The following is a 13,772-nucleotide window of genomic DNA, read 5'->3' on the forward strand; positions in this document are numbered from 1 at the left end:
CCCTGTTTTTTGACTCAAGTCATACAAGTAAAGTGACGTTTGTCATAAACCTCAACTCAACGAATCAAAAAATTACCAAAACAGAAGGAGCCAACCATGTTTTGTTATCAATGTGAACAGACTGCCAAAGGCGGTTGCACCAAAATCGGCGTTTGCGGTAAAACCGACAGCACTGCTGCTCTGCAGGACCTTCTTCTCTACCTGACCAAAGGGCTGTCCCAGGTTGCCATCGCTGCACGCGAAGCCGGTATTGAAGACCCGAAAGTCAATCTTTTTACTGTCAAAGCAGTCTTCTCAACCCTGACCAACGTCAACTTTGACGACGCTCGCTTCGTCGACCTGATCACCCAATGTGTGGCCATGCGCGACGAGCTCAAGGCCAAGATTCCGAGCATGAGATTTGATGGCCCTGCCACCTTGCTGCCTGCCGGAGATATCGCCGGTATGGTCTTCCAGGGCAAAGAACACGGCGTTGACAACGACCCGGAACCCAACGAAGACCTCAAATCGCTCAAGCAGACCCTGACCTATGGCCTCAAGGGTGTGGCCGCCTATGCGGATCACGCCGCCATTCTGGGCAAGGAAGACAATGAACTCTACGCAAAAATCCAGCTTCTCCTGGCCGCCACCCTGTCCACGGACCTGACCCTTGAGCAGTGTGTTGAAGCAGGCCTCGAATGCGGTCGCATCAACATCCGCGCCATGGAGCTCCTGGACGACGCCAACACCTCCACCTACGGCCACCCGGAACCCACTGAAGTCAAACTCGGCGCCACCGCAGGCAAGGCCATTCTGGTTTCCGGTCACGACCTCAAGGACCTTGAGACCCTGCTCAAGCAGACCGAAGGCAAAGGCATCAACATTTACACCCATGGCGAGATGCTGCCCTGCCACGGCTACCCCGAACTGAAAAAACATCCCCACCTGGCTGGTCACTACGGCACTGCCTGGCAGAACCAGAAAAAGGAATTCGCCGAGTTCCCGGGCGCCATCCTGATGACCACCAACTGCATTCAGGACCCCAAAAACTATATTGACGCCATCTTCACCACCGGCCTGGTCGGCTGGCCCGGTGCAGTCCATGTGGGCAATGACGACTTCACGCCTGTCATTGAAAAGGCCCTGTCCATGGATGGCTTTGCCGCCGGCACAGACAAAGGATCTGTCCTGACCGGCTTTGCCCGCAATGCCGTCATGTCTGTGGCAGGCACCGTCATTGATGCCGTCAAGGCCGGAAACATCAAGCACTTCTTCCTGGTCGGCGGTTGCGACGGCGCCAAGCCCGGCCGCAACTACTACACCGAGTTTGTGGAAAAAGCCCCGGAAGACACTGTCATCCTGACCCTGGCCTGCGGCAAATTCCGTTTCTTTGACAAGCAGCTCGGCGACATCGGCGGCATCCCCCGCCTGCTCGACATCGGTCAGTGCAACGATGCGTACTCCGCCGTCCAGATCGCGCTGGCCCTGGCAGACGCATTTGACTGCGAAGTAAATGACCTGCCCCTGTCCCTGATCCTTTCCTGGTACGAACAGAAAGCGGTTGCCATCCTGCTCTCCCTGCTTGCACTCGGCATAAAGAACATCAAACTCGGACCGTCCCTCCCGGCGTTCATTACCCCCAACGTATTGAACTTCCTGGTGGACACCTACAACATCGCGCCCATCTCGACGCCTGACGAAGACCTCAAGGAAATCCTCGGCTAGTCAGCGCAGACAACAACGCATGCCCCCCCGCCCGGTCAGGTTGACTCCTGACCGGGCGGTCTTGTTGTGCCACCTTCCATCACTCCTTCCCGACAAAAGTACGGACGTATACAGATTGCGCGCCTGTATCCCGAATATGGTTGACCGATTTTAATTGCCGATCCTGCTGAGGAATCTTGATTTTTCAGAGGGATTAAGCAATATGATAGGAAGAACAATACGAGGAGTACGTATGGCAGACGATCGATTTTCCAGCCGAGATGAAGCGGTTCTAACTATTCTCAAGACCAGTGAAGAGGTCAACCAGCTCAAAGATGTTGACTCCATTCTGGACAAGATTCTCTTTGAATCAAGAAAATTTTCCGGAGCGGACGCCGGCTCCATCTTTCTGGTCGAAAATGACCGCCTTGTCTTCAGCTATGTCCAGAATGACACTTTGTTCAAAAAAGAAACCGCCAACGCGGCCCTGTATCAGAATTTTGGCATCCCCATCAGCGAGCAATCCATTGTTGGCTATGTTGCCAAGACCAGACAGAGCCTGGCCATTGACGACGCCTATGAATTGGACGCAACCCTCCCCTTTTCATTCAACAAGTCATTTGATGAAAAATCAGGCTACCGAACCACCAGTATGCTGACCATCCCGCTCATCGCACAGGAGAGTCGCCTGGTGGGCGTCATGCAGCTCCTCAACGCCAAGAATGAAATGGGCAAGGTGGGACCGTTCTCCACAGACGATCGTACTTACATTCCACTGTTCTGCAACAACGCCTCGGTCGCCATTGAACGCGGTCTCATGAACCGCGAGCTCATCCTCCGCATGATGCAGATGGCCGAGTTGCGAGACCCCTCTGAAACCGGCGCACATGTCCAGCGCGTGGGCGCGTATTGCGCAGAAATTTACGGAACATGGGCTGCCCGCCGAAAACACAGCGCCAAGGATATCAAACGGGCACGAGATGATCTGCGCCTTGCAGCCATGCTCCACGATGTGGGTAAAGTCGGTATCTCAGACAACATATTGAAAAAACCGGGCAAGCTGAATGACGAAGAATATGACACCATGAAGTGGCATACCATCTTCGGTGCCCGCCTGTTCAAAAACAGGACCTCGGAACTCGATCAGATGTCCATGGAGATCGCCCTGTGTCACCACGAAAAATGGGAAGGACGGGGATACCCCTCGATTCCCGACACGGATGTTTGGGCCGGGGACGACATTCTCATGGGGAATTTCCCCAGGAACGGCAAGGAGATACCACTCTCTGCCCGTATCTGTGCCGTGGCGGATGTTTTTGACGCGCTCTCCTCACCCCGCTCCTACAAGGACCCCTTCCCGGATGAAAAATGCCTGGGGATCCTCGAAAGCGATGCCGGGACCCATTTTGATCCTGAAGTTGTTGAAATATTCATTGAAATATTCGACGTCATCAAAGCCATCCGTGACAAGTGGACGGAGACGGCGAAATAGCGAGGCAGAATGGTAGAATCAAGTGTTAAGTTATATGATTTTGTAGATCCTGCTGACGGCGAATGTGTTCGACGAGAATGCGAAGATGGACTCCTCGAGTTTTTCCCTGATTATGACGTACGCCCGTTCCAACGGGCGTTTGCCGACGTACAAAAACTCTTCTTCGGCCAATATCCGGGCTTCAGGGCCAGCAACACCAAATATCATGACTTTGAACACACCTGTGGTGTGGTTCTGGCGACCTTCAGACTCATCTACGGCGCCATGGCCGAGGGCGTGGTCTTTACGGAAAATGAATGCCGCATGGGGTTGCTCTCCGCCTTGTTCCACGACGTCGGGCTGATCCAGAACAGCGAGGATACCCAGGGAACAGGCGCCAAGCATACCGTGGGGCACGAGGAGCGGTCGATCCAGTTCATGCGATGCGAAATGGACGGGCAGCTTACCGCGCAGGACATGGACGACATCGCGGACTGCATCCGCTGCACCATTCTGGCCATGGCCCCCTCCAAAATAGCCTTCCGCACCGAGAACATGCGTCTTATGGGCTTTTTTCTGGGCAGCGCTGATTTGTTGGCCCAGATCGCGGACCGCTATTACCTTGAAAAGCTGCTGCACCTCTTTGAGGAATTCAAGGAAGCCAAGCTGCCTGGCTATGACAACGCGTTTGACCTGCTGACAAAGACACGGTCCTTTTATCAGGATGTGGCCAGACAGCGACTGGATGACGGGTTCCAGAAAGTGGACCGCTACATGCGCCCGTATTTCCACAGACGATGGAACGTGAACGAGGATCTCTATCTCGAAGCCATTGAACGGAATCTCGATTATCTTGATAAGATATTATCCGGGCGCAAGGACGATCTGGACGGATTTTTGGCAAACCTGCGACGCGGAGGCCTTTCCACAAAGATCCTGTAGCCAGCCTAACAAATAATAATTCCCACTTTTGTCAGAAGTCGGCATAGATGAATATATGGCAAAAAAGACATCGTCCTGTGAAACCATATTTGTTGCCCGACAACCTGTATTCCACCCAGACGAAAACGTATGGGGATATGAGCTGTTGTTCCGCTCAAGCGATGATAATTTCGCCCTGATCAACGATGAATCCCAAGCCACATCTTCTGTTATCGCGGATGGCCTTGCCATGGCCATGACGGGAATGGACCTGGACACAAAAATCCTGATCAACTTTCCGGAGCAGATGCTCATTGACAACGCCGGCTTTGCCCTGCCCAGAGAAAACTGTGTCGTGGAAATCCTGGAAAACGTGACGCCGAACAAAAAGACCCTGCGCGCCACACAAAAACTCAAGGATGCAGGCTACACCATCGCCGTTGACGATTACTTCGGTCAATCGCAACTCAAGCCGTTCATCGAACTCGCCGACATAGTCAAGGTGGACATTCTCGAACTGGCCACTGATTTCGAAAAAATTGAAAAAACCATCCAAGGGCTGCCCCAAGGCGTCAAGCTCCTGGCTGAAAAAGTGGAAGATCAAGGCACGTTCGAAGCCCTCGCCGAAATGGGGTTCGATCTGTTCCAGGGATTCTTTTTCAGCCGCCCGGAGATCATCCCCGGAAAGAAACTGACCTCCAACGAGTTGACGAAACTGCAACTGCTCGGCGAACTTTCCAATGTGGACTTCGAACCCGTCCGGTTGTCGGAGATACTGCAGTCCGACCCGCATCTCTCGTTTCGCCTGCTTCGGTACATCAACTCGGTGGGGTTCGGTCTGCAACAGTCGGTAACATCGCTGAAGCGGGCCATAGACATGCTGGGTATGGTTCAGGCCAAACAGTGGCTCAGGAGCACGATTCTCGCGGACCTCAATCCTTCTCCAAAGGCAGGCGAGCTGGCCTATCTCTCCGTCCACCGGGCCAAATTCCTGGAATCCGTCTGTACCATTACACGACTGGAAGGGTGCGATTCGGACATCTTGTTCATCGCCGGGTTGTTTTCTCTGCTCGACACCATGCTCGGACTTTCCATGGAAGACATCCTCAACATGCTGCCTCTTGACGACCGCATAGTAAACGGTTTGCAGGGACATGGAGAAATCAGCCAACTGCTGCAACTGGCCACCAGTTATGAACGAGGAAAATGGGACGAAACCGCCGATCAACTCTCACGGTTGGGCGTGGACTCCTTTGAAGCGGAACTCATCTATGTCCGCGCACGCAGTTGGACCCAGGAAATACTCGGCTTTTCCAAGCCGTGTTAACCTCCACCATTTTCACAACCCCTTTCCCGCACCGTGTTCGTTTCGCTCTCCCGAGTCATGAGTATTTTAGTTTAGACTTTTTCAAGAAATTGTGTTGGTTTTGCCGTGCAAGGAAACGCACCGTTTTCTCAAAAGGATGCTAACCAATGATGATAAAAGAGCAATTACCTATCGGCATGTTCGACTCAGGGGTCGGCGGCCTGACCGTGCTCAAGGCGCTTCGCCAGCACATGCCGTGCGAAGATGTCATCTATCTGGGAGATACCGCCCGGTTGCCCTATGGGACCAAATCAGCGCAGACCGTTTCCCGATATGGCGTGCAATGCGGTGCCGAACTGGTGAAACGGTCCGTCAAACTGTTGGTCGTGGCCTGCAACACCGCCTCTGCCGTGGCCCTCTCTGCCCTGCGCAAGGGAAATCCCGATGTGCCCGTTCTCGGTGTGATCGAACCGGGCGCCAAAGCTGCCTGCAAGGCCACACGAAATAACGCCATTGCCGTCATTGCCACAGAGTCGACCATTGCCGGAGGTGCCTATCAGCGCGCCATCCACGCCATTAATCCTTCGGCGCGGATCATCGGCCACCCCTGCCCCTTGTTCGTGGCTCTGGCCGAAGAGGGGTGGACGGATGGCGATATCCCGGAAAGCATCGCGGCCCGGTATCTCGATCCGATTTTCGATCCGGCCTCAGGCACTCAAACTCCTGTCATACCGGACACTCTGGTCCTCGGCTGTACCCATTTTCCCCTGCTCGCTTCCGCCATCAAACGGGTTGTGCCTTCGTCCACCACCATCGTCGATTCCGCCGCGACAACCGCTGACGAAGTCTATGCAACACTGGCCGCAACCAACCTGAACAAAGCCGCTGAAGAGTGCGGCCGGACACGGTATCTGACCACGGACGATGCCGCACGATTCGCCCGTACAGGCACCCGGTTTCTGGGAACGCCCATCAGCGAAGAGGAAGTTGAACTGGTGGATTTGTAGCCAGAAACGCCGACTGTCCTACTTGACAATCATCACTGAATTACGTGCTTTTTCAACGACTTCGTGGACCACGCTGAAGCCTTTGGCGAACCAGGGTTTTTCCGATTCCGCCATGACGATAAGCGAGTAATCATACCCGACCGTGATGATGGATTCCACGGGGTCACCCGTTTCAACAAAGGACTCCACCGGCGTGATGCCGTCCGCCTTGAACTGCGCCACGGCAAAATCAGCGGCCTGTTGAGCGCTCTGTACCTGGGAAGCGTCTTCGGCCACGGACAGAATGGAGACATCACATCCGCAGGCGTGGGCGTAGTGGATTGCCTTGTGCAGCATGGTGGTGGAGCGCTCGGAACCATCCACACACACCAGATGGCCACGCCCAGGTTCGAGATGTCGTGCCACCAGCACGGATTGCTTTGAGTGAGCAGCGATCTTCAGGGCCAGAGGCTTTGGCGAGATGAGTTTCTTCAGCCCCCCCATGGGTTCCGGAGACGCACCGACAATAATCATATGGGCCTCACACCGGTCCGCCTCGTCGATGACCACCGAAGTCACATCCGTTGCCGTGCGCAGACGCAGAGAGATGGATCCGCCGCAGGGATTTTCATATTCGCGGATATATTCCCCGACCGGATCACCGGATATTTGCAGATGCTTCCAATCCCGATTGGTTTCCGGCGTTATTTCACCAAGCTCCACAAGTATATCGCGCGCTTTTTTAAGGTGCATCATGCCGGGCAGCTCAAGGCCCCAGTCAAGGACATTCTCGCGGGCAACACGCACGTCCATGCCACCGGAGGTCAGCCCCCGATCTTCGGGACGAACGTACAACAGACCGATATCGGCACAGTTCTTATGACTGAGACGGGCGGCATAGCGAAGACCGGCGTAGGCCTCGGGTCCACCGCCGATGCAAATGAGTATGCGTAATCTTTCGTCGTCCTGTTTCATGGGGCGACTCCTTAAAAGCCCACAAGGGGCCAGTAGAATTTTGATGCAAGCAACAAAATGATAAACGACATCAGGGCCATACGCCAGCCGACTTTCATGAAGTCGGTTGAACGCAAGTAGCCGGAAGAATACACGATGGTCGAGGCCGGAGTGCCGATAACCGTGAAATAGGCGAACGCACTGGAAATGGCAGTGACCATCCCCACGGCCAGCGGGTTGGTTTCCGTGCCCACGGCAATGGAAAGCACAATGGGACCGAGTACGGCCACGGCCGCACCGTTGCTCATGGTATTGGTGATGAATGTGGTCAGTATCATGACGCCTGCAAGGAGACCGGTCCCCTGATCAATGCCAAAGGGCGACATGGTGTCCATGAACAAACCGGCCACCCATGCGGCAGCGCCGGTATCGCGCATCTGCACTCCCAGAGAGATGGCGGCAGCGTAGAGCAGCACCACACCCCAGTTCACGCCGGAGTTGATGTCCTGCCATCGCACCAGACCGGTCACCATGAACAGGACCGCGCCGAGGATGGCGATGGTGCCCATGCCCACATTGGAAGAAAACCCGACCCACCCTATGAGGATAACGACAAACAGCGTGATGGCCACATAGTGCTGGCCGGTCAGCGCGCCTTCGTTACCCACCTGTTCCTTGAGCTTCCGGACTGCCGGACCGAGATCCTTGATATCCGTCTTGAAAGTCCACCGCAGGATGACATGCATCAGCGGCAACTGGATGAGGAAAATGGGGTATGCATAGATCATCCAATCAAGATAACTGACCGTATAGTCATAGGTTGCCGGATCATCCGCGGCGTAGAAAAAGTCGCGCAGATAGTCGATCATGATGGCATTCCTCGCCCCACCTGAAGGCGTACCTATACCAGCCATGGCGCAGGCATACGAGATGGAAAACAGGAAGAGGACGGCCAACGCGCGCCGCTGGTCAGAATCGTCCGTGGCCAACTGCAACAGGGAGAGTGCCACAGGCAGCATCATGGCCGCCACCGTATGCTCACCGATGAACGAAGCAAGGATGCCGGAGAAAATCGAAATACCGAACGCAATACTGTATGTGTTCGATCCTGTAACCTTGATAATGAGCAACGCCAGTCGCTTGTCCAGCTTCTGCTTGACCAGGGCCACGGCCAGCATGAGCGACCCCATGATAAAGAGCACCGAATCCTTCATAAGGGACTTGGCCACCAGTGAGGAATCCAGACCGAGCAGGAAGACCTGGCCCAGAACAATAAGCAGGGCCACGGCCGGGAGGGGAATCGGTTCCGTGATAAAGAGAATGGTGGCACCGACAGTCATGACCAGCACGCGCCATCCCTCGGGCGTCACCCCCTGGGGGGCCGGAGAGAGGAGCATGGCGGCCTGAATGATCAAGGTGATGAAAAACCACCGTTTTTCACGAAGATAGCTTATCATGATGGGCGCACTATACCCTTTCTAGCCAAGAGTTACTAGATGAAAGGCCATTCATTCGTTTCAGGTGAACACGACTTTTCAAGGCAGATTGGATGGGGTATGCTGCTTGAGCAACGAACATTCGTTGAATTCAGCACGAACCCAAGGAGTCTCCCTTGAAACGCACCCTATCCGCTCTCTGTAAAAACGAACCCGGCGTCCTGGCCAAGATGGCGCTGGAATGCGAAAAATACGACGCCAATATCCTGTCGTTGGCTGCCGGAGAGACTGAAAATCCCAAGGTCTCGCGTATTGTCCTCTGTGTGGACGGCAATGACGAAGCCATCGACGAGGTGGAACGGTATCTCGACTCCCTGGATGTGGTCATCCAGATTGACGATCTCTCCCGCAAAGATTTCGTGGATCGTGAACTGGTGATGATCAAAGTGGGCATGGACCGCGAACAGACCGGCCAACTCATGCAGATTTTCGAAGTATTTCGAGCGAATGTCGTAGGCATGGGACAGAAAACCATCACCGTGGAATTGTCAGGGGACCAGGAGCGCGTGGACGGACTCATCAAGATGCTCATCCCTTACGGCATCAAGTCCATGTGTCGGTCCGGCATGATCGCTCTCAAGCGCGGAGATGAATAGGCTGTGGCGGATCATGCACCCATAACCAGCCTGAAAGGCCTTGTCCGGGCCGCTCTGGAGATCAATGTGGGCGGCTCCATGCCCAAGGTCGCCATTGCCCGCTCTGCCGAAGGGTTCGTGCTTCGTGCAGGGGTGGAAGCCTTTGAACGCGGCGTGGCCGAACCCATTCTCATTGGCGATATCGAGGAGACCCGACGGATCGCCGAGGCTCGGGGGTTGGATATCTCCCCTTTCCGCACTATCCACATCGCCGAAGATGAACAGGCGGTGTACGAGGCGGTGCGCCTTTTCCGGGAGGGAGAGGCCCAACTCATCATGAAAGGGCTGGTCCCTACGGTCACGCTGCTCAAGGCAGTGCTGAACAAGGAGACCGGCGTCCCGCACCCCTCACGCATCCTTTCCCATGTCTCAGCTTTCGAATCCCCGCTGGACGGACGACTGATGCTCATGACCGACCCCGGGGTGAACATCAACCCCAGCCTGCAACGCAAGGTGGATATACTCAAAAACGCGCTAATCGTGGCCCGGATGCTCGGCATGCGCGCGCCCAGAGCCGCGGTGCTGGCCGCCACCGAAAAGATCAACTATCCGGCCATGCCCGCCACCCTGGACGGCGACATCCTGACCAAGATGGCCCGACAGGGCGAATTCGGCGATGCCCTGGTCCTTGGACCGCTCTCGCTGGATCTGGCCGTGTCCAGGGAGGCCGCGGCCACCAAGCATTTCGATCATCCCGTGGCAGGCAATGCAGACATCCTGCTGACCCCCAATATCGAGGCGGGCAACATTCTCTACAAATCACTGACCACACTGTCCCGCTGCACCATGGCAGCAGTTGTCGTCGGCAGCAGGGTGCCTGTCGTCGTTCCTTCTCGCGGGGACTCCGATGCGAGTAAGTTTCACTCCATTGCCCTTGCGTCTGTTCTGGCCCACAGGAGCGATTCATGATTTTCGTCATCAACCCCGGTTCCACATCCACCAAGCTGACCGTGATGGAAAAAGGCAAACTGCATGCGGCAGAGGAAATCCAACATGCCAAGAGTGAAGTCGCCCAATTCGAGCGCGTGGCAGACCAATTCGATTTTCGCATGCAGGCCATTGGTGCCTTCATTGAAAAAGCAAGCATTGACGCGGGTCGGTTAACTGCCGTGGCAGGACGTGGCGGTCTGCTCCACCCGCTTGAGGGCGGTGTTTACGAAGTGTCCGACGATATGATCGCGGATCTGCAACAGGCCAGATATGGCGAGCATCCCTGCAACTTGGGAGCCATACTGGCCCGAAAACTGGGGTTGACCTGGAACATCCCCGCCTATGTGGTCGACCCGGCGGTCACGGATGAAATGATGGAGAAGGCGCGGTTGACCGGCCTGCCGGAGATAGAACGACGCAGCCTGTTCCACGCCTTGAATCAGCGCGGAGTCGCTCATATCATTGCCGACAAGCTGGATATCGCCTACGAATCCTCGAATTTCATCGTCTGTCATCTGGGGGGCGGCATTTCCATCGGCGCACACCGCAAGGGGCGCGTGGTCGACGTGGTCAACGGCCTGGACGGTGAAGGGCCGTTCACACCGGAACGGTCCGGCGGACTGCCCATCCTGTCTGTCCTGAACAGGCTGGCACGGCATGAAGGGAGTCTTGACGACATCCGCGAAGGCGTGCTCCGGCAGGGAGGCCTGTTCGCCCACATGGGGACCAATGATCCCCGCCAGATTGTGGCACGCATGGAAGCGGGCGATGCACAGGCCCGGCTGGTCTTCGAGGCCATGGCGTACAATATCGCCAAGAACATTTCCGCGCTGGCTCCCGCACTGGTCGAGGAAGACGGGTTGTCCATCGACGCGATCATCCTGACAGGAGGGCTGGCACGGAGTGTACCGCTCGTCACGGCGGTGTCCCACGACGTGGCCCACCTCGGAAGGGTGGAGGTCGTCCCGGGAGAGGTGGAAATGGCTTCACTGGCAGCCGGAGTGGAGCGTGTGCTGAGCGGAGAGGCCTCTGCACGCCAATACTATGCGTGACTGGACATAAAGCTAATTTTATTATTTATTGTTATTAACCGCAAAATAGCTAACAATATATGTCAGCAGGTGCATCTTCTAGCCTGCAGAAAGCGACTCGGAATTCTAGAAGGATTGAATTGAATGGGATCTCTTTTTTCCAAATCCACTTCTTTACGAAAAAGCATCAGAATCACGGACGACGAGTTCGTGAAGCTGCGTGACTTCATATATGAAAAGAGCGGTATATTCGTTGACGTCAAACGGAAATATCTCTTTGAAAACAGGTTTTCCAGACGACTGGGCGAGTTGGGACTGACCGGATTCTCCGACTATATCAAGTACCTCAACTACGATGTCAAAAAGGATGAGGAACTCAAACACCTCTTCGAGCTGGTGACCACCAATGAAACCAGCCTCTGCCGCGACATGCGGCAACTCACGGCATTCAAGGACCATGTGCTCAAGGAAAAAATCGAGGAACAGCGCAAGGCCGGCAAGCTGGAACTGAACATCTGGTCGGCTGGCTGCTCATCGGGCGAGGAACCCTATACCCTGGCCATCCTGCTGCTTGAGTCCCTCCGCCTCGAAATCGCCAAATGGCGCATCAACATCACCGCGGTCGATCTGTCGGCAGACATGATCCGCCGGGCAACCAAGGGGGTGTACGGCGAGTACGCATTCAAGACCACCCCCGACGAAATCAAAGACAAATATTTCACCGAAGTGCCCGGTGGCTGGAAGATCAAGCCCGCCGTGCAGAAGCTGGTCCGCTTCAAGCAGATGAACCTGAACGACTCGGGAAGTCTGAAGACCGTCCCACGCTCGCATATCGTCTTTTGTCGGAACGTCATCATCTACTTTGACGACGCCATGAAAAAGAAGGTCATTGGCGCATATTACGACAACCTGCTGCCCGGAGGATACCTCATGGTCGGTCATTCGGAGTCTTTGCATAAAATTTCCCAGAGCTTCAAGCCGGTCTACCATCCGGGGGCCATCGCATACAGAAAGGAAGAATAGTGGGTGGCTCCCACTATTGGAGGAAGATGCCATGGGCATGGTACATTTTGACGATTTGAAGGCAGGGATGATCCTGGCCTCAGACCTGAAAGCCTCGGACGGAAGGCTGCTCTTTACTGCGGGCACCGAGTTGCAGGACCGACATCTGACACTCCTTGAACGCGTTGGTATCAAGCAGGCCGATGTGGAAGCCGAGCAGTTGGAGCTGGATGAAAAGACCCTGCAGGAAATCGAAGATTATGTCCGGGACTTCTACCTCTATGTCAACCCGGATTTCGAGCCAGCCATCAAGATGTTCAGGATATCCTTGGAACTGACGGCAAAACGGGTGGCTGGCGGCTGGGAGCTTCCCGACATCAACCAGCGCCGTGCAACCAATGTCGAACATATGGAGGACCTCTTCTCCACGGGCATGGGCACCCCCGAGACCATCGTCAAACATGAAACCGAACTGACCAGTTTCCCGGATATCTTTTTCCGCATCAAGGAAGTGCTGGAGGATGACAGCGCCTCCGCCGACACCATCGCCCAGGTGGTCAGCACCGACATGAGCCTGTCCGCAAAGCTCCTCAAGCTCGTGAACTCGCCCCTGTACGGCTTCACGCAAACCATTGATTCCATCAGCCGCTCCGTTGCGCTGGTGGGCGCAAAGGAACTTTCCACGCTGGCACTCGGCATCTCTGCCATCAATTATTTCAAGGACATTCCGTCCGAACTGGTCGACATGAAGACCTTCTGGCGTCACTCCATCACCTGCGGCATCTTTGCCAAGATACTCGCCGGCACACAGACCGGGCTATCTCCCGAACGTTTTTTCATCGCCGGGCTGCTGCACGATGTGGGACGGCTGATCATGTTCAAAAAGCTGCCCTACGCCTCCACCGAGGCCATGCTCTTTGCCCGCGAGAATTCCATACCGCTGGTTGAAGCCGAACACTCCATCATGGGATTCAACCACACGGATATCAGCGCCCCGCTGCTCCAATCCTGGAAATTCCCGGAAGGGCTGTCCTGCATGATCAATTACCACCACATGCCCATGGAATATCCCAACCCGCTGGAACCCGCGATCATCCATATCGCCGACAACCTGACCAATGCCGTGGATATCGCCATGGGCGGCATGTACGTCGTGCCCGGTGTGGACGAAGAGGCCTGGAGTCTGCTCGGCATCAAGGCCGACACGACCCTTGGCGAGGCTGTTGAAGAATACCACAAGCAGGTCGACGTCATCATGGAAGCGTTCTTCTAGCCCCATGGCGAAGGCCATTCAATGGCCACAGCTCACGACTTTCCCTCATCGCTCCGAAGCAAAAAAAAAACGCACCATGTATCA

Annotated in this window: 12 protein-coding genes; 10 read left to right on the plus strand and 2 right to left on the minus strand. The window is 55.3% G+C overall.

The window, feature by feature from the left end; all coding sequences use genetic code 11:
* Nucleotides 1-96: 96 nt before the first annotated feature.
* The 5 genes from hcp to murI all read left to right on the plus strand — a co-directional run bounded on the left by hcp (nt 97) and on the right by murI (nt 6,388).
* Complete coding sequence (hcp, locus tag SRBAKS_RS10985; RefSeq protein WP_229590938.1) at nt 97-1,704, plus strand: hydroxylamine reductase; 1,608 nt, start codon at nt 97-99, stop codon at nt 1,702-1,704.
* Between the two features lie 232 nt (nt 1,705-1,936).
* Nucleotides 1,937-3,175, plus strand: coding sequence for an HD domain-containing phosphohydrolase (locus tag SRBAKS_RS10990; protein WP_229590939.1), 1,239 nt, complete (start codon nt 1,937-1,939; stop codon nt 3,173-3,175).
* A gap of 9 nt (nt 3,176-3,184) precedes the next feature.
* Nucleotides 3,185-4,096, plus strand: coding sequence for a hypothetical protein (locus SRBAKS_RS10995; RefSeq protein ID WP_229590940.1), 912 nt, complete (start codon nt 3,185-3,187; stop codon nt 4,094-4,096).
* A 55-nt stretch (nt 4,097-4,151) separates the two neighbouring features.
* A complete protein-coding gene (locus SRBAKS_RS11000; protein ID WP_229590941.1) occupies nt 4,152-5,402 on the plus strand; it encodes an EAL and HDOD domain-containing protein in 1,251 nt (416 codons plus the stop codon).
* Nucleotides 5,403-5,548: 146 nt separating this feature from the next.
* Nucleotides 5,549-6,388 (plus strand): glutamate racemase, encoded by an 840-nt coding sequence (murI, locus tag SRBAKS_RS11005; protein ID WP_229590942.1) that lies wholly within the window; start codon nt 5,549-5,551, stop codon nt 6,386-6,388.
* A gap of 18 nt (nt 6,389-6,406) precedes the next feature.
* Here the strand turns inward: murI and SRBAKS_RS11010 are convergent, their stop codons facing one another.
* Nucleotides 6,407-7,342 (minus strand): universal stress protein, encoded by a 936-nt coding sequence (locus tag SRBAKS_RS11010; RefSeq protein WP_229590943.1) that lies wholly within the window; start codon nt 7,340-7,342, stop codon nt 6,407-6,409.
* Between the two features lie 11 nt (nt 7,343-7,353).
* Nucleotides 7,354-8,778: an SLC13 family permease gene (locus tag SRBAKS_RS11015; RefSeq protein ID WP_229590944.1), complete on the minus strand. Its 1,425-nt coding sequence runs from the start codon at nt 8,776-8,778 to the stop codon at nt 7,354-7,356.
* A gap of 155 nt (nt 8,779-8,933) precedes the next feature.
* Between SRBAKS_RS11015 and ilvN the strand changes: the two genes are divergently transcribed.
* The 5 genes from ilvN to SRBAKS_RS11040 all read left to right on the plus strand — a co-directional run bounded on the left by ilvN (nt 8,934) and on the right by SRBAKS_RS11040 (nt 13,688).
* Complete coding sequence (gene ilvN / locus SRBAKS_RS11020) at nt 8,934-9,413, plus strand: acetolactate synthase small subunit (protein ID WP_229590945.1); 480 nt, start codon at nt 8,934-8,936, stop codon at nt 9,411-9,413.
* Between the two features lie 3 nt (nt 9,414-9,416).
* Nucleotides 9,417-10,361: a phosphate acyltransferase gene (locus SRBAKS_RS11025; protein WP_229590946.1), complete on the plus strand. Its 945-nt coding sequence runs from the start codon at nt 9,417-9,419 to the stop codon at nt 10,359-10,361.
* Nucleotides 10,358-11,434, plus strand: a complete 1,077-nt coding sequence (buk, locus tag SRBAKS_RS11030) for a butyrate kinase (RefSeq protein WP_229590947.1) — start codon at nt 10,358-10,360, stop codon at nt 11,432-11,434. The genes SRBAKS_RS11025 and buk overlap by 4 nt, the downstream gene beginning before the upstream one ends.
* Before the next feature lie 123 nt (nt 11,435-11,557).
* Complete coding sequence (locus tag SRBAKS_RS11035; protein WP_229590948.1) at nt 11,558-12,436, plus strand: CheR family methyltransferase; 879 nt, start codon at nt 11,558-11,560, stop codon at nt 12,434-12,436.
* A gap of 31 nt (nt 12,437-12,467) precedes the next feature.
* A complete protein-coding gene (locus SRBAKS_RS11040) occupies nt 12,468-13,688 on the plus strand; it encodes an HDOD domain-containing protein (protein ID WP_229590949.1) in 1,221 nt (406 codons plus the stop codon).
* Nucleotides 13,689-13,772 lie beyond the last annotated feature (84 nt).

This window comes from Pseudodesulfovibrio sediminis (assembly GCF_020886695.1).
Taxonomy (GTDB): Bacteria; Desulfobacterota; Desulfovibrionia; order Desulfovibrionales; family Desulfovibrionaceae; genus Pseudodesulfovibrio; species Pseudodesulfovibrio sediminis.